Source organism: Spirochaeta isovalerica, assembly GCF_014207565.1.
In the GTDB taxonomy this organism is placed as follows: domain Bacteria; phylum Spirochaetota; class Spirochaetia; order DSM-2461; family DSM-2461; genus Spirochaeta_F; species Spirochaeta_F isovalerica.
Genome location: NZ_JACHGJ010000006.1, coordinates 229,583 through 248,735, shown reverse-complemented (window position 1 = coordinate 248,735; position 19,153 = coordinate 229,583). Strand labels below are relative to the sequence as shown.

The 19,153-nt window shown below is 45.7% G+C and carries 20 protein-coding genes; 6 read left to right on the top strand and 14 right to left on the bottom strand.

The features are described 5' to 3' along the window. Nucleotides 1-51: 51 nt before the first annotated feature. Entirely contained in the window at nucleotides 52-3,216 is a 3,165-nt protein-coding gene (locus HNR50_RS15725) for an EAL domain-containing protein (protein WP_184747739.1), read from the bottom strand. A gap of 104 nt (nucleotides 3,217-3,320) precedes the next feature. On the opposite strand from HNR50_RS15725, the gene HNR50_RS15720 reads away from it, so the two are divergent. The 3 genes from HNR50_RS15720 to HNR50_RS15710 all read left to right on the top strand — a co-directional run bounded on the left by HNR50_RS15720 (nucleotide 3,321) and on the right by HNR50_RS15710 (nucleotide 6,684). Beyond that, nucleotides 3,321-4,814 carry a sigma-54 interaction domain-containing protein gene (locus HNR50_RS15720; RefSeq protein ID WP_184747738.1) on the top strand — a complete coding sequence of 498 codons (1,494 nt, stop codon included), beginning with the start codon at nucleotides 3,321-3,323 and terminating at the stop codon, nucleotides 4,812-4,814. 118 nt (nucleotides 4,815-4,932) lie between these two features. Then, the gene (locus HNR50_RS15715; RefSeq protein ID WP_184747737.1) at nucleotides 4,933-5,325 is read left to right on the top strand and encodes a hypothetical protein; all 393 of its coding nucleotides are present in this window, start codon (nucleotides 4,933-4,935) and stop codon (nucleotides 5,323-5,325) included. Between the two features lie 81 nt (nucleotides 5,326-5,406). Beyond that, on the top strand, nucleotides 5,407-6,684 hold the full coding sequence (locus HNR50_RS15710; protein WP_184747736.1) for a hypothetical protein: 1,278 nt from the start codon (nucleotides 5,407-5,409) through the stop codon (nucleotides 6,682-6,684). On the opposite strand, the gene HNR50_RS15705 is transcribed toward HNR50_RS15710, so the two are convergent. Further along, nucleotides 6,681-7,361, bottom strand: a complete 681-nt coding sequence (locus tag HNR50_RS15705; RefSeq protein ID WP_184747735.1) for a DUF554 domain-containing protein — start codon at nucleotides 7,359-7,361, stop codon at nucleotides 6,681-6,683. The genes HNR50_RS15710 and HNR50_RS15705 overlap by 4 nt on opposite strands. Before the next feature lie 106 nt (nucleotides 7,362-7,467). Here HNR50_RS15705 and HNR50_RS15700 point away from each other — a divergent pair, with 106 nt between their 5' ends. Together HNR50_RS15700 and HNR50_RS15695 are read left to right on the top strand one after the other, a co-directional pair. Next, a complete protein-coding gene (locus HNR50_RS15700; RefSeq protein ID WP_184747734.1) occupies nucleotides 7,468-8,805 on the top strand; it encodes an MFS transporter in 1,338 nt (445 codons plus the stop codon). Between the two features lie 7 nt (nucleotides 8,806-8,812). Beyond that, a complete protein-coding gene (locus HNR50_RS15695) occupies nucleotides 8,813-9,343 on the top strand; it encodes a nucleoside-triphosphatase (RefSeq protein WP_184747733.1) in 531 nt (176 codons plus the stop codon). On the opposite strand, the gene HNR50_RS15690 is transcribed toward HNR50_RS15695, so the two are convergent. The 3 genes from HNR50_RS15690 to HNR50_RS15680 are packed head-to-tail and all read right to left on the bottom strand — an operon-like array spanning nucleotide 9,327 to nucleotide 12,081. Further along, complete coding sequence (locus tag HNR50_RS15690) at nucleotides 9,327-10,103, bottom strand: ABC transporter ATP-binding protein (RefSeq protein WP_184747732.1); 777 nt, start codon at nucleotides 10,101-10,103, stop codon at nucleotides 9,327-9,329. The genes HNR50_RS15695 and HNR50_RS15690 overlap by 17 nt on opposite strands. Beyond that, entirely contained in the window at nucleotides 10,100-11,086 is a 987-nt protein-coding gene (locus HNR50_RS15685) for a FecCD family ABC transporter permease (protein ID WP_184747731.1), read from the bottom strand. Before HNR50_RS15685 ends, HNR50_RS15690 begins: the two co-directional genes overlap by 4 nt. Next, nucleotides 11,074-12,081 carry an ABC transporter substrate-binding protein gene (locus HNR50_RS15680; protein WP_184747730.1) on the bottom strand — a complete coding sequence of 336 codons (1,008 nt, stop codon included), beginning with the start codon at nucleotides 12,079-12,081 and terminating at the stop codon, nucleotides 11,074-11,076. The genes HNR50_RS15685 and HNR50_RS15680 overlap by 13 nt, the downstream gene beginning before the upstream one ends. Nucleotides 12,082-12,267: 186 nt before the next feature. Here HNR50_RS15680 and HNR50_RS15675 point away from each other — a divergent pair, with 186 nt between their 5' ends. Next, nucleotides 12,268-12,996, top strand: a complete 729-nt coding sequence (locus tag HNR50_RS15675) for an RNA methyltransferase (protein WP_184747729.1) — start codon at nucleotides 12,268-12,270, stop codon at nucleotides 12,994-12,996. On the opposite strand, the gene HNR50_RS15670 is transcribed toward HNR50_RS15675, so the two are convergent. The 9 genes from HNR50_RS15670 to HNR50_RS15630 form a co-directional block, all read right to left on the bottom strand. After that, entirely contained in the window at nucleotides 12,989-13,840 is an 852-nt protein-coding gene (locus tag HNR50_RS15670; RefSeq protein WP_184747728.1) for a hypothetical protein, read from the bottom strand. The genes HNR50_RS15675 and HNR50_RS15670 overlap by 8 nt on opposite strands. 61 nt (nucleotides 13,841-13,901) lie before the next feature. Continuing rightward, the gene (gene udk, locus HNR50_RS15665) at nucleotides 13,902-14,534 is read right to left on the bottom strand and encodes a uridine kinase (RefSeq protein WP_184747791.1); all 633 of its coding nucleotides are present in this window, start codon (nucleotides 14,532-14,534) and stop codon (nucleotides 13,902-13,904) included. Between the two features lie 9 nt (nucleotides 14,535-14,543). Further along, nucleotides 14,544-15,353, bottom strand: a complete 810-nt coding sequence (locus HNR50_RS15660; RefSeq protein ID WP_184747727.1) for a hypothetical protein — start codon at nucleotides 15,351-15,353, stop codon at nucleotides 14,544-14,546. A gap of 69 nt (nucleotides 15,354-15,422) precedes the next feature. Beyond that, nucleotides 15,423-15,878, bottom strand: coding sequence for a chemotaxis protein CheX (locus HNR50_RS15655; RefSeq protein ID WP_184747726.1), 456 nt, complete (start codon nucleotides 15,876-15,878; stop codon nucleotides 15,423-15,425). Continuing rightward, the gene (locus HNR50_RS15650) at nucleotides 15,868-16,266 is read right to left on the bottom strand and encodes a response regulator (protein WP_184747725.1); all 399 of its coding nucleotides are present in this window, start codon (nucleotides 16,264-16,266) and stop codon (nucleotides 15,868-15,870) included. Before HNR50_RS15650 ends, HNR50_RS15655 begins: the two co-directional genes overlap by 11 nt. A gap of 13 nt (nucleotides 16,267-16,279) precedes the next feature. After that, a complete protein-coding gene (locus tag HNR50_RS15645) occupies nucleotides 16,280-16,759 on the bottom strand; it encodes a chemotaxis protein CheD (protein ID WP_184747724.1) in 480 nt (159 codons plus the stop codon). Further along, nucleotides 16,756-17,802: a protein-glutamate methylesterase/protein-glutamine glutaminase gene (locus tag HNR50_RS15640; RefSeq protein WP_184747723.1), complete on the bottom strand. Its 1,047-nt coding sequence runs from the start codon at nucleotides 17,800-17,802 to the stop codon at nucleotides 16,756-16,758. Before HNR50_RS15640 ends, HNR50_RS15645 begins: the two co-directional genes overlap by 4 nt. Beyond that, nucleotides 17,799-18,641 carry a CheR family methyltransferase gene (locus HNR50_RS15635; protein WP_184747722.1) on the bottom strand — a complete coding sequence of 281 codons (843 nt, stop codon included), beginning with the start codon at nucleotides 18,639-18,641 and terminating at the stop codon, nucleotides 17,799-17,801. The genes HNR50_RS15640 and HNR50_RS15635 overlap by 4 nt, the downstream gene beginning before the upstream one ends. Next, nucleotides 18,638-19,150, bottom strand: a complete 513-nt coding sequence (locus HNR50_RS15630) for a chemotaxis protein CheW (RefSeq protein ID WP_184747721.1) — start codon at nucleotides 19,148-19,150, stop codon at nucleotides 18,638-18,640. The genes HNR50_RS15635 and HNR50_RS15630 overlap by 4 nt, the downstream gene beginning before the upstream one ends. Nucleotides 19,151-19,153 lie beyond the last annotated feature (3 nt).

The window sequence follows — 19,153 nt, the reverse complement described above, 5'->3', positions numbered from 1 at the left end:
GTTTAAGAGTCGCGACTGTATCAAAACACAGAAAATTATAAACCCCTGCGATTAGACAATCGGTTTAATCTGCTTGTCCATTTCTCCCGCCAGCTGAAGCGCATCTTCCTCGCTCAGCGGCTTGCTGAAATAATATCCCTGGAGAATATCGCATTGCAGTTCTTTAAAAAGCCTGGCCTGATCTTCTGTCTCCACACCTTCGACGACGATTTTCTTGTCCAGGTTTTTGGCCAGGTCAATAATGGATCGGACAATAGACAGGCTTTTGTCATCGCCCGGAAGCGGATCAACAAAAGATTTATCGATTTTAAGAGTAGTAAACTGTAATTCTTTCAGATATTTCAGAGAGGAATAGCCCGTTCCGAAATCATCAATAGAAATAGAGAAACCCCGTTCTCTTAATCTTTGAATTGTTTCAATCGCTTTCGTCACTTCTGTGGCGGCGATGTTTTCCGTAATTTCCAGGTCAACTAACCGGGGATCGATCCGGTTACTCTCTGTAATGCTGAACACATCGCTGAGAAAAGTGCTGTTTATGAACTGTTTGGCGGAGATATTGATACCCACTTTAAAATCCCGGGAGAATTTTGCAGACATTTTATTGATGAAGGCGCACACTTCTTCAATAATCCAGTAACCGACATCGACAATCATGCCGTTTTCTTCCAGTTTAGGTATAAACCATCCCGGAGAGATAAAACCGCCTTCGCCTCTGTTCCATCGGATTAGCGCTTCAAAACCATCGAGATCTCCCGATTCGAAGCTGACTTTCGGTTGGTAGTGCAAAACGAATTCGCCTTTCTCCAATGCCATTTTCAAAGACTCTTCATACTCTGCCCAGCTGGATAATTCACTCTGAGTCGTGGAATCGAAAAAGTTGAAATGGCCCGGTTTCTGTTTTTTTGTTTTTTCCAGAGCGATATTGGCTTTGGAGATAAGGACTTCTGCCGTTTCTCCATCGTTCGGATACAGACTGATTCCCAGATTTAAGACAGGTTTGACAATCTTCCCCCCTGCTGATATAGATTCGCTCAGATTCTCCTGCAATCTGGTAATAATATCTATGATCTGCTCGTTACTGTTCAGGCGCGGGAGAAGAAGGCCGAAATGATCAGCGCCGAGACGGGCGATCGTATCTTCCTGCCGTAATGTAACTTTCAGTTTCTTGCTCATTTCAACCAGTACGGTATCACCGCCCGTCATACCGATGTATTCATTTATACGGCTGAATTTGTGAAGGTCCAATATGATAACCGCACATGTTTCCTGCGTTCTTTTTGAAGAGGACACCATCTGGGTCAATCGGTCGTAAAAAAGCCCGCGACTCGGCAACTTGGTCAGAATATCATGAGTGTACATGAACTCGAGTTCCTGTTCTTTCTCATACATCTCGCTTATATCATGGAAGATGGCCATATACTTCTGCAGACCCGTCCTGTTATCGATAAAGCCGGAGATGGAAAGCCATTCAAGATAGATCTCTCCATTGCTTTTTCTATTCCAGATTTTCCCTTCCCAATGACCGGTTTCAATGAGCGAATTCCACATATCCTTATAAAATTTTTCATCCTGTCGATGGGATTTCAGCATATTAACTGATTTTCCCAGAATGTCTTTTTCTTCAAAGCCGGTAATAAGAGTAAAACTCCTGTTGATTCTTTCGACATTACCTTTCTCATCGGTTATGGTTATGCCTTCTATGGAAGTATCAAAAACATGATGCCAGACCGACTGGAGCGTGGAGAGCCTTCTTTTGGTTGTGACATCGTAAAAATGAAGATAACAGTCATTGTGCTGGGGAATGGATGTGGACCGGATTTCATAAAGTCTCCCGAGGATTTGTTTTTCCAGGGGTTTCCGGTCGGTTTCCGATAGAGATTCGATGCTCTCCACGTCCAGAAAAGTCAAAATATCCTGCCCGGTATGGAGGGGATACAATTCCTTCTGAGCCTGTTTGTTCATGAAATTACAGATATAATCTTTGTTAAAACGGATAACAGGCTGCTTAACCTGATAAGGGAAATCCGCCAGCAGCCGGTTCTCTTCCACGGCTTCTTTCAGTTTGATTTTGTCGCTTTTAATCTGTTCCGCATAAAGCTGAAAAACCTCGCTGGCAATTGCGACTTCATCACCTTTCCCCCTGAAATGTTTGTTCCTGAATTCTTCCTGTTCGAGAAGATCGGAAGTGAAATCTTTGAGCGGTTTAAGAACGAAGGAGAACAGAATGGAGAGAGAACCGGCGACAAGCAAGAGCAGCAGGAAGTCAAAAAATATAAAAATGAAGTTTAAATCCCGAAGCGGTTTGTAAAAATCATCGATTGACATAGCTGATACTATGACCCAGTCAAAAACGGGGATCCAGGAATAGGAAAGGCGGAACCGCGTATTTTTACCGGTATCGGGATCTGCTATCCCGAGATCCATGCTTCCGGATAAGACCTTATCATCTCTGTAATCCGAAAAGATTTTCATCATCCCCCGGAAACGGCCAATATCGGCGATATTCTGGCCGGCCAGAGTCGGATGAAGCAGAACTTCGCCATCGGCATTGAGAATAAAAAAAGAGTCGGCACCGCTTCCTTTGTTAAATAGTCCCTCTCCCATATGTTCAAAATCAATAATATCGGGAAATTCTTCCTTGTAGGCGGCAATTCCGATGATCCAGTTCATAGTATCGAAAGATTTGGTGTACATGGCTTTTTCACTGGGAGCATCCTCATCGGGATTCTGCCAGACGTACTCTCTGTAACCTTCGCGAACTTTTAATTGCTCCGCGATAAAATCCAGAGAACTGAAATCTGCCCCGATATATTCTTCAAATGGGTGATATATAATCTTTCCCTGGTTATCCATTACAAAGAAATAACCCGAATCGCCTACAACTCTGTTGGAAAGTCCCTGACTCAGGTTTTTCATTGCCGTTTCAAAAGGAATAGAGCCCCTGAGATAAGCTTTAAAAACAGCTTCAAAACTGAAAACCGCATCATCAATCATTCCTCTGAGGTAATTTCTCAGAGAACCGGTAAACGTTTCATCCACTAAATTATAAATAAGTTCGTTTGATTGATTCAGCCTGCTTTCCAGTTCATTGGAGAGAGTATTATTGATATTTCTAAGGAGAAAAACCTGCCGGAGCAAAATGAGAGACAGCAGAAGAGGAATGATTGTTAACAGAAGTTTTGTCTTTATGGACAGGTTTGCAAATTTTCTTAACATACTTTACATAATTTTAATAAAAAGGAGTCCTTTTTTCAAAGGGTTGTTCGATTTTTTACTTTCATTCTCATTGTATATCCGCAAATCTGATTCTATAGTGAAATATGGATAAAATTGAGACCTTGTATTCCTGGATCGGCAGGACAGACATCACCTGCTACAGAGAGAAAAATGATGCGGCACCGGGACCTCTCGCACAGGCAGTACTCAGCGGTCGTTACAAAAGAGTCAAGATACTTTCCAATTGGCCGGAAAACGAAGAGGGGAGCTACATTCCCTGGCTGTTTCAACTGCTTAAAAAGAGAGATATCTTCCCTCAGGATATTGTTATCGAACTTCAGAATATCAATCTAAAGAGCCCGACGGACTTCACATCCATTTATGAAAATGTTTCTTCCCTACTCAGAAATAACAGAGCTGAGGAAAACCGCACCTTTCATCTGAGTCCGGGAACGCCTGCCATGGCTTCGATCTGGATTATTCTTTCATCGGGTGAATTTCCCGCGAAACTTATTGAGACCTCCCGGGAATCGGGACTGAATGAAGTTTCCATACCTTTCAATATCAAGGCTGATTTTATTTCAAAAGCATTCAGAAGACTGGATGATGTAGACAGGGATAAGCATTTCGAAGATATCATACATAAATGTGATGACATGAAAAATCTGGTTCACAATGCTGTCAAAATCTCCGGTTTCTCTGTGCCGGTTCTGATTTTCGGAGAATCGGGAACCGGCAAGGAACTCATTTCCCGTGGTATTCACAAAGCTTCGGATAGACGCGGACAGTTTATTCCCGTCAACTGCGGAGCCATTCCGGGAGAGTTGGTTGAATCAGAGTTCTTCGGACATAAGAAAGGCTCCTTCACCGGAGCTGATGCGGACCACGACGGGTACCTCAAACAGGCCGATAAGGGAACCCTTTTTCTCGATGAAATTGGAGAATTGCCACTCAATTCCCAGGTCAAGCTTCTAAGGGCACTGAATAACGGAAAAATAAGGCGGGTCGGCGGCGACAAGGATATAGAAGTCGACATCCGGATCATTGCCGCCACCAATAAAAACCTGCAGCAGGAAATACGTGAAGGCCGTTTCCGCGAAGATCTGTTTCACAGGCTGGCTGTGGGAATTATCAATATGCCTCCGCTCCGTAAACGGGAGGGAGATCTGGAGGTGCTTATCAGAACCTTTGTCTCGGAGATAAATGATCAGTTCACCCGCGAGGCCGGTGAGAACTGGGAAAGGCGGACATTAAGCGGTGACGCGGTAAAAGTTCTCCTGTCACACCGATGGCCGGGAAATATCCGGGAACTGAAGAATACACTGAAACGGCTGATTATCTGGGCTGAAACACTTGTTATTTCAGGAGAAGAAACTTTAAGCTCTCTTTTGCTCGACTCTGAACAGGAAAGTGAAGAAGATTTTACCTATATTCCTCCTGGCTTTGATCTGGGCAGAAAAATCGATGATTATAAGGTCAAATGGCTTAAGCTGGCCAAGGAGCAAAGCCACGACAACACATCCGAAGCGGCGAGAATCCTCGGTATTGAGAATTATCAGACCCTTGACAACTGGTACAGGAAGTACGGGTTGAAATGATTGTGTCCCGGGGGTCCTGTTCGCTCATTTAAGTCTTTTTTATAAATTTTTACAGGTGAAAATGGAAAATATAGCGTTAGAATATATAATGATAGAATAAAAACACTTTGGAGGAATTATGAGAAAGAGAATTTCTTTTTTAGTAAAAATTTTGGCGATCGGCGCATTGCTGTTTTCTTTGTCCGGTTGTTTATGGTTATTAACTCCTGACGGATACGTAACGATTCAGGTAAGGAATAATAGCCTCGATTATTTGTATATTAATGTTTACGTATATGATAGAGCAGCTGGAGATTATCTCAATAACAGTGACCCAATGTTACAAAACCTATATACAACTGGAACTTTTATCGTTCCGAGAGCTGGTGCATATGATATTTATATTACACCATACGGCGCACCAAATACGGACTTGGCTGTTTTGTATAATCAATATTGGGATGACACGGAAACAAGTTATGATGAAGAGTATACGTTCTCGGGAACAAGTACTTTATTAAAAACCTACTGATATCAAAACAGATTTTCAAATCCGCTCAACCGAGCGGATTTTTTTTACTGACATTCCCCTCTTATACGGTACAATACCTCCATGAACACCGGGTATGTAAAAGCTTCTTTTTTATCAATCGAGGACGTCGAGGGAATATCCATCATCCACTATTATCTCGATGACAGCTACCAATGGGCGGTAAATTCCTCATCTCCCGCTCTCTTTTACAGGCTTCCTCCCGGTGCGATAATCGAGCTCAAGCTGACAGAAGGCTTCATAAACGGAACAGAAGTGAATCTAGCCGAATTGCATATGGATGAGGATTCAATGCTTCCTGCAGATCTGTTAAGTTTCCTTCGGACCTCTCCCCCCTCCTGCAGGATTCCCGGCGCCTTTCTGGCAACCGAGAAAGACAATAAAGGCAGCTATTATTCATTAAAGAAAACCGATTCATCGAAAATGGAATTGTGCCTTGGTGAATATGAGATCAGAAATGAATCGGGAATCTGTCAATCCCCGACAGAGAGCTGGCTAATCAATCCCGGCTTATTGGAAAACTATTTCTTTAACAGAACATGGCCTTCCCATCAGATCAAAACATGGAAATACACTGATTTCGCTCCTGATGACAGTTATGATTACCTGACAGAAGAGAATCTATCAATCGCCCACAGAGACAACCTGGCCGACAATCCGGCCTTGACTTACTATCGTTCATCGGACTGGTCTCCGGCTTTCTACAGAAAACAAGCCGAACTGGGCTTTATAGCCGTTTCAGGTAAAAGAATCAATCAAACTGAACTTCTGCCGGAACTGCAGTCCGCTTATGCTCTGCTGGACTGGAGGAATCTGCACATCGATCGGAAAACAGCGAAAATTCTTTCGGGAAGCAGAATGAAAACTGAGAATATCCGCCTGAGAATCGATCCGGACCCCGGTCTTGTTATGGAAAATCTGGAAAGGATGTGGAAAGGTTCGACATGGCTTTCCCCTCCCTATAAAGAACTGATAAGAAATCTGGCATCGGAAGAGGAAAAAGTTAAGAATCCCGGTTTCAGAATATGGGGCGTATCTCTCCATGAGGGACCCCATAATCAAGCTATTGCCGGAGAACTGGGTTACACGATTGGAAGGACCTATACGAGCCTCAGCGGTTTCTTTCATAGAGGAGAAAAGCAATACGACAATTTCGGCAAATTGCAGATGGTTCTGCTCGCCCGGAAACTGGAATCTGCCGGCATATTCTTCTGGAACCTGGGGCATCCCCATATGCCCTATAAAACAGCTCTTGGCGCGAAGATTCTTAAGCGGAAGGAATTTCTGCAAAGATGGGATCGGGCCGTTCAGGGAAAATCGCCCGATCTGACGGAACTCTAAATGGCTTTCAGTATCAGCTCATAGACGACGGGAATAAAAACCGCCGGCAGCATATTGCCGACCCGGATCTTCCTGACTTCCAACTGATTCAGAGCCAGGGCAGCAATCAGAAGTCCGCCGACGCCGCTCAAGTTCGCGATAACCTGATCGGTGAGAAGGTCTTTCACAAAGACAGCTCCCAGTACGATGGCGCCCTGGTAAATAAAGACCGGAATAGCTGAGAAGATAACGCCGGCGCCGAGGGTGGATGTAAACATAATGGATATGACGCCGTCAAGCACAGCTTTCGCCAGCAGGATATCATGCTGGTTCCGCAATCCCCCTTCGAGCGATCCGAGGATGGCCATGGAACCGACGCAGTAAAGCAGGCTGGCTGTTACGAATCCTCTGGCAATGTTATCGCCTTTCAACTTTGATTCCACGAATTTCCCCAGATCCTCCAATCGGCGCTCAATACCGATCAACTCACCCAGAAAAGTGCCGATTACCAGTGAAAATATGATCAGTAGCATATTCTCGCCCGCCCAGGCGTTTTTCAAGCCTATGAGAAGAATTGCCAGCGCGGTCGCCTTGATAAGAGAATCATTCATCTCCCCTTTCATTCTGCCGCGAAAAAGGAAAAGACCGAGTAGACTTCCGGCGATGATGGCCAGAGCGTTGACAATGTTACCGAACATAGGGAAATTCATGCCTATCACAATGGCATAAACAGGAAAAAAGAGGAATCCCTTTTTTCAAAATCTATTCATATACAATCGCCCGATTGATTATTATACTGGTCCCATGGATGGATACTACAGCCCGGAAGAAAAAAAAACCGGCCGATTCTGGTGGCTGGCTTTTTCAGTCATCAATACCTTCTCCTTTCAGTTTCTGGCGGGAAATGTCATCATTCTGTTTATAATCCGGCTGGGTGCCAGTAAAACCATGGTCGGCATTGTATCGAGCTTTTTTTATATCTCCTACTTTATCATGCCTCTCGGCAGAATCCTGTCTCTGAGACTGGGGATGGCCAGGGCTTTCACTCTGGCCTGGATGGTCCGGTATATTGCCATCAGTCCGATCCTGATCACTCCTTTTATCGCCATGTCGGATAAACCGGGATCCCTTGATACTGCTTTGTGGATTGTGGTTTGCGGATATCTGGGATTTCAGATGTTCCGCGGAGCCGGACTGGTCAGCTATTCCCCCCTTCTGACGGAGATTTCCATGGGAGAGGACAGAGGAAGCTACCTTTCGCTGTCGCGGATTCTGACAGATATCGCCATTCTCCTCGGCTCCCTGATTGTAGCTTTCTTCATAGGGGAACAAGCGCCTCTAGGCCGCTACATGATAAGTTTTGCCATCGGTATCGGTTTGGGTTATCTGGGTGTTTTCACCCTCTCCCGGCTTCCCGAAATAAAGAGGCCCGAAGGACATCGGGACCAGGGGCTTATGTACAGCCTCAAGTCGGTATTCCGCGATCGGAAGTTCCGCCGTTATTTTCTGACTCTCTTCACTGTCGGATTCGTTGGTGGTATCCTGCGCCCCTTTATTCTGGTCTACGCCAAAGATGTTTATGCCCTGTCCGATAAAAACGTCCTACTCCTCACGGTAGCCGGAAGTCTCGGGGCCATATCGATGGGTTTTATCAGTCGCAAGTTTCTCGATAGACTCGGTGCCAAGCCTATGCTCATGATCTGGATCATCCTGATGATCCTCTCTTCGGCGACTATTATTTTCGTGCCTTATATCGGCAGTTGGTTTTCCTGGATTTTCCTGATTGTTATTTTTTATGCATCCACCATGGGACTCAATGGTTCGGACAATACGACCCAACTCTATTTCTTTTCCATGATTGAACCGGAACAGCAGTTGAATTTCGGAATCCTCCAGTTTCTCGCCACAGGTATATCCGGAACGGCTGGAGCCACACTTGCCGGTGTATTCCTGGATTATTTACAGAATCCCGCCGGAGTGGATCCCCTGCAAAGTCATGTATATCTCTTTTCAATTTTAACCATTCTGCTGGCCCTGGCACTCTTTTTCGCCGCCGGAATGGAACGGCTGGGAGCAAAAAGCCTGAGACAATCGCTCAGTGAGCTTTTCAGATTGAGAGAAAGAACAAGAGGAATGGGATAAGGATTTTATGCTGACAATTATTACCGGCCCCAGAGGAATCGGTAAAACAACCGCCCTTCTGGCTTTTATAGACCGCCTTAAGAGAGACAATAGATCTCCTGCTGGTTTAATTACACCGCCTGTCTTTGATAGCCATGGAAAAAAATGCGGTTTCTCGGCCATGAATGTTTTGTCAGGAGAGAAATGGGAACTGGCCAGAATGGATAAAGATCTCCGCGGACCTGTTTTCGGACCTTTTTTCTTCAGCAGAGAAGGTTTTACAAAAGCCCTGGCTTTGCTCGCCGGTGCTCTGGACAGCGAGACATCCCCTTTCATTCTGGACGAGATCGGTCCGCTGGAACTCAACAAAAAAACCGGTTTTTATCCCATTCTTCCGCGGCTCGACAAAGCGGCCTGCAGAGTCGACGTTTTTCTTGTAATACGACCGGAACTGATTGAAGAATTCAGAACGGATTATGTCCGGAATAGCCGATGCCGGATTGTTGAAATCAACCGGATGAACCGGAATGAGCCGGATCTTTTCAATACCACATTATAATTTTTCTGCCATCGTGGCTTACGATGTCTACTGGTATTTCATAAATTCGGCTAAGCGCGTCCCCTGTCAGGATAGCATCGGCCGGGCCCTGTTCGATATGTTTATCCCGGCCCATAAGGATTACCGAATCGCAGAGAGTGGCGGCGATTTCCGGTTCATGGGTTGTAAAAAGTATGGTCACCCCTTCTTTCTTGAGCGAGCGCAATACATTGATTATCATTCGTTTGTTGGCAATATCGAGATTGCTCATCGGCTCATCAAGGAGTACCACCGATGGTTCCTGGGTCAGAGATCTGGCTATGAGTACAAGTTGTTTCTCGCCTCCGCTCAGATGGGTTACCGGCCGCTCGGCCAGAGTATCCATACCCACCCTTTTCAGCGATTCGAGGGCAATGATTCTATCTTCGGGACCGGGAGCTTCAAGAGATTTTAAATGGGGATACCTGCCATGCAGGACATATTCGAGAAGCGAGTAATCGAAGGTGATATGCTCATCCTGTGGAACGAGGCCGGTCATTTTTCCCATTTCCTTTCTTCCGTATTCGCTTATGGGCTTGCCATTGACGGAGATCGATCCCTCTTCCGGTTTCAGCCATCCCAGTATGAGGTGGAGAAGAGTTGTTTTCCCGACTCCGTTCGGACCCAGTATAGCGACGATATCTCCTTTCCGGATTTCCAGAGATAACTGCCTCAGAACATCCCGCTCTCCGCCTGAATAATGAAAACGAATTTGGTCGAGCTTGACTATGGGATCGGTCATCGGTTCACTCCCGTCTGTTTTCCTGTAAGAAGGACAAGAAATAGTACGGCGCCGATAAGAGATGTGAGAATGCCGAGCGGGATCTCTCCGGAAAAAAAAGTCCGGGCGATCGTATCGCAGATAAGGGTAAACAGAGCTCCCATCATCATTGCCGCGGGAATGCTGAACCGCGTATCGGTTCTGAAATATCGGCGGGCGATATGGGGGACGATCAATCCGACCCAGTTGACGATACCGCTCACGGATATGACAGCCGCTGTGGCCGCTGTGGCAGTAAAAAGAAAAATGATTCTGTCTCTCTCCGGTGCGACACCGAGTGAGTAAGCTGTTTCATCATCCAGATTGAGAATATTGAGCTTCCATCTCATAAGAAAAGTGATAATGAGAGATATGAGCGATACGGGAAGAATAACGAAAAAGTCTCTCCAGGTGACACTCCATAAACCGCCGAGAAGCCAGAAGGTTATTTCCGGAAGCTGACTCATGGGATCGGCAGCGAATTTCATCAGGCCCAGGCCGGCAGAGAATAGAGCCGAAATGGCAATACCCGAGAGTATGAGTCTAAGAATCCATCCGCCATAACGGATTCTCCTGGCGATAAAGTAGGATAAAGCTAAACCGGAAAGGGCAAAAAAAGCAGCTGAGCCCTGAATGAGTATAAGTGAGGAACCGAAAAAGATTATGGAAAAAGCGGCACCGAAAGCCGCCCCCTGGGAGACTCCGAGAAAACCGGGCTCAACCAGAGGATTGGAAAAAATCATCTGGAAAACCAGACCGGAACCGGCGAGAACGGAACCGAGGAGCAGGGAAGTCAGAATCCTGGGCAACCGGAGATTCATAACCAGCTTCAATGCGAGCGCATCGGTCTGAAGAAGCTTCGGATTCATGACACCGGGAGAGGGATAACGTCCGACAAAAAGAGAAAAAGCAGTCAGGAGAATGAGAATGAGAAAGAGATAAAAAAGTTTTTTCAGTCTTTCCATCCCAATCGGGAAGCAATCTCCCGTTCAAACTGTTCATCTGTGAGACCGTAGAGATCCTTGAAAAAACTTCTTGCCTCCTTCTCGATATTCAAATCTTCAAAAAGGTCGGGATGCATCATTTTCCCAAGCCATTTCAACCCGAGAATCCATCGGCTGTCGGGTTGGTCCCAGCTGTAATAATCCACAGGAAAAGCTTTTATCATTTCCTTCTGAGCGGATTTCATCTCTTTCCACTGGGGTGATGAATATATCTCATCGAGAACCTCATCGACATTTTCCTTGTAGGCGACGATATAAACCTGATCGGGATTCCAGGCGGCAATCTGCTCCATATTGACCTTGTTCCACCCGCTTCCTGAGTGAGCGTCCGCCCAGACCGGTCTGCCTCCGGCCATTTCGACCATGCGCGTTTGAATCCACTCTTCCGGCGGCGTATTAAAAGCTGAAACTCCGTCTTTTGTCGAATGATAAAGGAACAGGACATCCGGTTTATCTCCAAGGGAAGCGGTCCGGTCAGTAACGAACCGCATACCCTCTCTGTAATAGCGGATGAGCTCATCGGCTCTGTCGGGATTCCCGAAAATCTGCCCCAGAACCTGCAGATCTTTTTCATAGGATTCGGGAGATTCCAGATCGAGATAGAGAACGGGAATATCCAGCTGCCCCAGTGGATCTCCCAGAGAGCCTTTCAGATAGTTTTTCAATATGACCAGATCCGGCCTGGAAACGGCGAGCTGCTCGGGACCGGCGCTGTGTTCAAAATAAAACTTATCTTCAAAATCAGGATCGAGTACCGCGGCGAAGGGTCCGCTGAACTGGTTCGTATTACCCACGCCGACAATTCTCTGTGCAGCTTCAGGAAACATATAGAGAACATCCGCAACAAGATTGGAAGCTTTGCCAGAAAAGGTGATTCTTTGAGGCAGACTATCGAAGACGGCCTTGTTGCCCGATGAATCAGTTATGGTTATAACTTCCTCTCCGGGTTTATCCATCTGCTGATCTGTTTTGCCGGAAGACCAGATAAAAGCCGGAAATATTAATAAAAGTAAGAAAGTTGAGAATTTTTTCATTGTTATTGACCTCGGAACCATTATACACCATTATCCACGGACGTAAACAATGGTTTTCAGATTTTAAATTTATGTTACAAAATACCATTCCATGATATACATAAAATCATGAGCAATCCTTTCCTCGATCGTATAAAAATTGTACTCTGCCGGCCGGAAGGCGGAAGAAATGTCGGTTCTATCTGCCGGACAATGGAGAACATGGGCCTCAGCCGATTAGCCATTGTTGGTGATATTTCTGAGCTGAACCTGAAGGAAGTAAAAGGGATGGCCATACATGCCGGTCATATTTTCGATACAGCGGAGTTCTGCACAAGTCTGCCCGAAGCGCTGAACCATACAATCATGGCTGCCGGAATTACGAGACGGAGAGGCAACAGAAGAAAAAGCTTTTCCTACCTTCCGGAAGAACTGGCGGAGAAAGCTTCCATGACAGGAGAAGGTACGATTGCACTTGTATTCGGAAATGAGCAGAACGGCCTCAACGGATCGGAATTAGCCGCTTGCACCACAGCCTGCCACATACCCTCATCTCCGATTAATCCGTCGCTTAATCTGGCACAGGCCGTTCAGGTTCTCGCTTATGTTTTCTACCGGCAGAGCGAAGAAAAGGTGGGGCGTTTCATTCCGGTGGAGCTGGATGCCGTAGACAGGTTAACCGGAACCATAATCGACACGCTGGAGGGAATCGGTTATTTCGATAAACCGGACCGCTTCGATACGAGGGCTTATTTCAGGGATATTCTATCCCGGGCGACGCTCAGTCCGAGAGAAGCCCGGCATATGGAGAAAGTTTTCAGGAAGATAGCTTATCTGAAAAAGAGGTTACCTATCTGACTTCTATACTAAAGGAAAAATCGAAGGGAGTCCCGTCCGCATTATTATTCAAAGTGTAGATTCCATTCTCTAATTTCGTAAAGATATCATCCATATCCCATTCGATTTTAAACTTAAAGCTTTGAATCTCTCCAATATCTCTCAGATCAATTGGATCGAAAGGTATGAAAAGGGCGCCATCTACATCTACGATGTTATTCGAATTAGAATCATATAAATTAGTCAGAAAGAGATTATCCGGGGATCCTCCTCTCGGCACATATTCGATTTCATTTAATCTATCCCGGTCTATAAGAACTATGCTGTTACAATCCAGCCTGGCAATTGAATTATTATCTATATAAATATTGCTGTTGTCTTTCGAAAAAGTCATAGCTCCTGAACCGATATCAATTCTTACGATATCATAGATTTTTTCCTTAAAATCAGGAAATACTATAAAATCATCAAAATGTATATTATTCGGCATAAAAACGACATTATCTGTAGAATCCGAAAGCCCGATTTCCAGAGATACATTCATCTGGGACTCCATATCCGGATCTAGATTCTGATCATGATCCTGCCCATCAGAGTATTTTAGGGATAAAAGATTTGTAAAGTCACCTTCTGAGGCCCAGAACTCAATATCAGATGATCGAAAAGATACTTTTATTCCGTTAAGATTAACATCGGCTACTCTGGCTGAAGCATCTGTTGTCTGACCTGAAGAAAAAAGGCCGGAGTCTGAATTATCACTAATATTACATCCGGAAAGCAATAACAGTGTGATAATCGATAAAAGATAAAAAGTTTTTGTCATCTCAAGTCCTCTATTTAATAATAAATAGTCTAGTTGAGACATAAAAATAAAGATATAGGAAAAATTCCTATAAAAAAACCCGTGAAAAGCCACGGGTCTCATATCAGGAATTGGAAATATTGCCGTTCTCCGCAATATCTTTCATAAAAGAGGCGAGGACCTGCAGGGCTCCTGTATTGAATCCCCCTTCGGGGATGATGATGTCAGCGTAATTCTTGGTGGGTTCTATAAACTCGTAATGGCCGGGACGCACCACGTTCAGATATTGATTAATAACCGAATCGTAAGTTCTCCCCCTTTCCTCGACATCGCGCTGGAGCCTTCGGATGAAGCGGATATCATCGGGCGTATCGACATAAATCTTCAGATCCAGAAGATCCCGTATTCTCTTGTCGGTCAGAACCATGATCCCTTCTAGAATAATCACGTTTTTCGGTTCCACATGAATCGTTTCTTCTTTTCTTCTGTGGTGCACAAAGTCATACTGGGGCATATCGACGGATTTACCGGTGCGCAGATCAGAGAGCTGGTCGCGGAGCAGTTCCGTATCGAAGGCTTCGGGGTGGTCGAAGTTGAAGGCCGTGATGTTGCTGTTGGAGATGAACTCCGCCGATTTGTAATAATTATCCTGGGGGATGAAAACGAAATCGGGTATGATTTCCGAGATTTTCCTGACGATAGTCGTTTTTCCCGAACCGGATCCCCCTGTAATTCCAATTAACTGCGGTCTGCTCATCATCTCTCCTTAATCCTCTCCCTGCTCGTGTTTGAACTCATCTATCTGCATTTCCACATCAGCCAGCTTCTGCTGCAGGTTGTGAATGCTTTTCTCGATTCTTCTTTTCTGGGCTTCAAGACGGGGAAGAGTGACATCGGGTTCGCCTTTGGCTTCTTTGATCTCCGCTTTCACCATATCGGGGCTCTTACCTTCTTCAAAGGCTTTTTCAGCTACTTTCCTCTGTTTTTCCTCTTTGATCCCCGCGACGATTTTCATATTGTCAAAACCGATTTCCGGATTGACATCCATGGCATAGACTTTCATTATCGATTTGGCCGCCGTCCGGTTAAGACCCAGTTCCCGGTCAACGTAATCTTCAAAGTTGGCATGGTTCTGCTGACAGAGATCGAGGGCTTCGATGAGAAGCTTTCCGAATTCCTTCATCAGCTCGCCATTAGTGTGGAGGTATTTGGATTTGATCTTTTCCGTCAATTTGATAAACCGCTCATCGGTTGCAAAGAGATTCTTGTAAATCCCCTTCTCTTCCGCCTTAATCAGCAGTCTGTGGAAAATGTCCCAGAACATAACCGTATGGGATCGGCTGGTCACTTCCACATCCTTGCGGGTGAACTGTATATGATGGGCGAACTCGTGTATCGCCGTATAGATCAGAGGGTTATCCTCTGTGAAGTTCTTGTTATGTATGATGATTTCCTGCTTTTCCGGATGATAAAGTCCATCGACCTTTTTACTCATCTTGCCGGAATAAATCAGCGTAAAGTCCTCGACATCGCTGTCGAGCTCAAGAAGAAGTGCTTTTACCTGGTCCTGATTCATGGTGTCTCCTCTAAAATATTCCGGACAATACTATACCATTTACCGGGACTTGTGAAGCTTAAGAAATGATCAATTCTCGAGACTGAGCCTGGCGAAAAAAAGAGCGCCTTCAGCATTGTACACAAATCTGAACTGACCGGGGTTGCCGGGAATATTCTCCTCATCGAAATAAAGCCTGGGAAATGACATGACGACTTTATCTTTTTCTCCGAAGAGGTTCTTTAGAAAATCTCCAGCCAGCACATTGAGAATTTCCAGGAGACAATCATCGATCTCCATATCGCTCAGCCGTATCCATTCTTCTCCATAGATATTTTCGACAAGTTCTTTTTTGCAGTCCTTTGTCATGTAAAAAAGTATATGGCCCCTGCCGGGCCGGCTGAATTCCAGGCCCATGATTCCCGTGTAACTGATTTTTCCTTCCCGGTGAGGTTCCGGAACAACATCGATAAACGCCATCTCTGCGAATGTTTCGATGACAGCATCATTAAATGCCCTGATAATTTTCTGTTGGTCAAAACTCATCGCCTTCTCCTTCTCCGGATCCTTCGCCCAGGGCTTCGAGGATTTTTGCCGGGGACAGAGGTTTTCTGATGACCGAAAGAACAGCCGTACCTTCCAGTTCATCGCGAACAGCATCGTTGCCCATGCTGGAAATGACGATAACGGGAATATGGGCCGCGCTATCCTTCATTTTCAGTCGCCTGATAAAAGTCGTGCCGTCCATGCGGGGCATATTCAAATCCGATACGATGAGATCCACAGGATTATCTTTCAGGAAATTCAGAGCCGCCAGACCGTCTTCCGCTTCTGCGTATTCCGACTTTTCATAACCCGCTATGTGAAAACACCGTTTGATTATCATTCTCGATGTAGCTGAGTCGTCCACTATCAAAATTCTTTCGTATGCCATTTTCCCTTCCCGTCTACAATGTCCAATTCCTGCCCGAATTGCTAACAGTTACTGTACCGTCTTCAATATTGAGTGAGACGGTGCGGCTGTAATCTCCTCCCACATCTTCTTTGGCAATTCCCAGCTTTTTGTTCCAGAGAATTTTCCGCACGGCAAGAATGTTCCTTTTTCCGATATCAAAGGATTCGCAGCTTTTTATCACTGAGGCGCCGCCGGCCATCTTAATCCAGCTGGAAGAGCGTTTCGCCCCTGTTTCATTCATCTTTTTAAAGAGAAGCGGCAGGCCCGTATCGGCAAAATAAGCCGGTAGGGATTCCGCTTTTTCTCTGTTGATTTCCGAATCGGGAAGGGCGATATGAATCATGCCGCCGACATGATTTACCTTATCATAAATGATAAGGGCCACGCAGGAACCGAGTGCGTATGTTTTTATTGTGCTGTCTTTATCGGCCGAGACTTCAAATCCGCCGATTCCCACTTCCAGCTGCTTCACTTCATCTCCTTGAGAAAACGCAGTATGGTTTGTGTAATTTTTTCTATGGGAACCAGGATTTCCGCTCCGCCTCTGGCAAAAGCTTCACCGGGCATCCCGAAAACAACCGATGTTTCCCGATCCTGAGCCAGCGTCCTGGCTCCGGATTCCCTGAGCCTGACCATGGCGTCCGCCCCGTCGGCTCCCATTCCGGTCAACATAACGCCGATAGCATTGGAACCGCAGTGTTTAGCCGCCGAATCAAAAAGAGGCTCGACCGACGGGCAATGCCCGTTGATCCGTTCTTCCTCTTTACACTGAACAATATAATCGCCCCCCCGTCTTACAATGTAGAGCTGTTTGTTACCCGGAGCGACCAGGACCCGTCCCATTAGAATTCTGTCTCCGGTTTCCGCTTCCTTAACTTCCACACGGCATGACTGATTGAGCTTTTCCGCAAACATTTTCGTAAAGCCCTCAGGCATATGCTGGACGATGACGGAACCTGGAATGTCGGGAGGGAATTCCTCGACGATTTTCCTGATGGCGACAGTTCCTCCTGTCGAGGCTCCTATAGCAATGACTTTACCGGTCGTTCCGGTGAGAACGGTTCCCGGACGGCTGACTTTGTAATTGTAATTTTTCCTGATGCGGTTGACATCAACAGTCGAAGCCTGAACCAGCTTGGCGTGAAGTTCATCCATCATATCGGTCAGTTTATTGCCGAAACGTGACGATGGCTTTTGAATATAATCAACTGCGCCGAAGTCTAGTGCATCGAGAGTCACTTTGGCATTTGCAGATGTCAGAGAAGACACGACGATAACCGGAATGGGATACTGGGGAATGAGCCTTCTTAAGAACTCGACGCCGTCCATCCGGGGCATTTCGATATCAAGGGTCAGAACATCCGGTTGGAGATAGACGATCTTATCCCGTCCTTCGTAAACATCAGCAGCTGTCCCGACGACTTCCAGATCTTCATACCGGGAGAGCCCCTTTGACAGGATTTCTCTGGCAAGAGCGGAATCGTCGATAATGAGTACTCTAATGCGGTTCTTCAACCATTGGCTCCGACGCGTAGATAAGTAGAGGGTTTAATATACTTGAAGTTGCTGTTATTCCGGCCGAGTGTTTCCGAATGGCCGATAAACAACCAGGAAGTATCAAGCATGTAACGGTGGAATTTGTTGACCAGAGTCTCTTTGGTGACATTATCGAAATAGATCATGACATTGCGGCAGAATACCACATCAAAGCGGTTCTTGAAGGGAAAGCTGTCATTCATAAAATTGAGCCGCTTAAAAAGAATCAAATCTTTCAATTCCTTTTTAGCCGTAGCCGAACCGTCTTTTTCCATGTCGAAATAGCGGCGCTTCAGTTCGGCGGGAATGCCTGACAGACCTTCTTCGGTGTAATGACCTGCGACTGCCGTCTCGAGGGCCGAGATGGAGATATCCGTCGCCAGAATTGCCGGCTGCAGAGAACTGTTGTTTCTGGTGAAAAATTCATTAACCACCATGGCCAGCGTATAAGCCTCCTGTCCGTTTGCGCACCCGGCACACCAGATCCTCAACTTGTTGTCGGGCCTCCGGTCATTGTTATGACAGATAGCGGGAAGCACCGAATCGGTCAGATAAGAGAAATGGTCGCTTTCCCGGAAGAAATACGAGTGGTTGGTCGAGATTTTATCGACCATATCGAGAAGCCTCTGTCCCGACTTGTCCTCCTGGACATAATCGAAATACTGAGAAAAAGATGTAAACCCAAGGTTAACGATAAGCTTGTTCAACCTTCCCCTGACCAGAGCCTTTTTTTTCTCTGTGAGGTTTATACCGAAACGGCTGTAGACGAGCTCGGAGATTTTCTTGAATTCCCTGTCGTTGATATCTAGCATTATCATGAAGCGCCAGCCTGCTCAAGATCATCGGGAGTGATAATCTTCTCTACATCGAGAAGGATTTTCACATCATCGCCGATTTTCCCCAATCCGCTGATATACTTTTCTTTCAGATTGCTTTTTTTAAAGCCTGGAGAGGGATCGATATCCTTATCTTCGATATCGTGTACTTCCGCGACCGTATCGACAATAAAACCTATAAAAGTGTCGTGAATGCTGACGATGATTATGCAGTTTCTGTCATCATACTCTCTTTCGGGCATTCCGAAACGGAGTCTCAGATCCATAAGCGGTATAACCTTGCCCCTCTGATTGATAACCCCTTTGATATAGGGCGGCATATCGGGGACTTCCGTCACCTTCTGCATTTCCACAATCTGAATAATACTGCTGATTTTCAGTCCGAATACTTCATTGCCCAGATTGAAAAGCAGATATTTGTTCTGATTCTGAAGATCGTCGTCATCATCTACCAGAAAAATGTCATCTTCGCTCTGTTTTACTGCTTCCATATT

What these genes read in the sequence shown, in the direction of transcription:
- HNR50_RS15685 (WP_184747731.1), bottom strand. Translation starts at nt 11,086, where the DNA reads ATGGAAAGACTGAAAAAACTTTTTTATCTCTTTCTCATTCTCATTCTC.
- HNR50_RS15675 (WP_184747729.1), top strand. Translation starts at nt 12,268, where the DNA reads ATGAGCAATCCTTTCCTCGATCGTATAAAAATTGTACTCTGCCGGCCG.
- HNR50_RS15705 (WP_184747735.1), bottom strand. Translation starts at nt 7,361, where the DNA reads ATGTTCGGTAACATTGTCAACGCTCTGGCCATCATCGCCGGAAGTCTA.
- HNR50_RS15690 (WP_184747732.1), bottom strand. Translation starts at nt 10,103, where the DNA reads ATGACCGATCCCATAGTCAAGCTCGACCAAATTCGTTTTCATTATTCA.
- HNR50_RS15700 (WP_184747734.1), top strand. Translation starts at nt 7,468, where the DNA reads ATGGATGGATACTACAGCCCGGAAGAAAAAAAAACCGGCCGATTCTGG.
- HNR50_RS15680 (WP_184747730.1), bottom strand. Translation starts at nt 12,081, where the DNA reads ATGGATAAACCCGGAGAGGAAGTTATAACCATAACTGATTCATCGGGC.
- HNR50_RS15710 (WP_184747736.1), top strand. Translation starts at nt 5,407, where the DNA reads ATGAACACCGGGTATGTAAAAGCTTCTTTTTTATCAATCGAGGACGTC.
- HNR50_RS15695 (WP_184747733.1), top strand. Translation starts at nt 8,813, where the DNA reads ATGCTGACAATTATTACCGGCCCCAGAGGAATCGGTAAAACAACCGCC.
- HNR50_RS15630 (WP_184747721.1), bottom strand. Translation starts at nt 19,150, where the DNA reads ATGGAAGCAGTAAAACAGAGCGAAGATGACATTTTTCTGGTAGATGAT.
- HNR50_RS15715 (WP_184747737.1), top strand. Translation starts at nt 4,933, where the DNA reads ATGAGAAAGAGAATTTCTTTTTTAGTAAAAATTTTGGCGATCGGCGCA.
- HNR50_RS15725 (WP_184747739.1), bottom strand. Translation starts at nt 3,216, where the DNA reads ATGTTAAGAAAATTTGCAAACCTGTCCATAAAGACAAAACTTCTGTTA.
- HNR50_RS15660 (WP_184747727.1), bottom strand. Translation starts at nt 15,353, where the DNA reads ATGAATCAGGACCAGGTAAAAGCACTTCTTCTTGAGCTCGACAGCGAT.
- HNR50_RS15655 (WP_184747726.1), bottom strand. Translation starts at nt 15,878, where the DNA reads ATGAGTTTTGACCAACAGAAAATTATCAGGGCATTTAATGATGCTGTC.
- HNR50_RS15670 (WP_184747728.1), bottom strand. Translation starts at nt 13,840, where the DNA reads ATGTCTCAACTAGACTATTTATTATTAAATAGAGGACTTGAGATGACA.
- HNR50_RS15635 (WP_184747722.1), bottom strand. Translation starts at nt 18,641, where the DNA reads ATGATAATGCTAGATATCAACGACAGGGAATTCAAGAAAATCTCCGAG.
- udk (WP_184747791.1), bottom strand. Translation starts at nt 14,534, where the DNA reads ATGAGCAGACCGCAGTTAATTGGAATTACAGGGGGATCCGGTTCGGGA.
- HNR50_RS15720 (WP_184747738.1), top strand. Translation starts at nt 3,321, where the DNA reads ATGGATAAAATTGAGACCTTGTATTCCTGGATCGGCAGGACAGACATC.
- HNR50_RS15650 (WP_184747725.1), bottom strand. Translation starts at nt 16,266, where the DNA reads ATGGCATACGAAAGAATTTTGATAGTGGACGACTCAGCTACATCGAGA.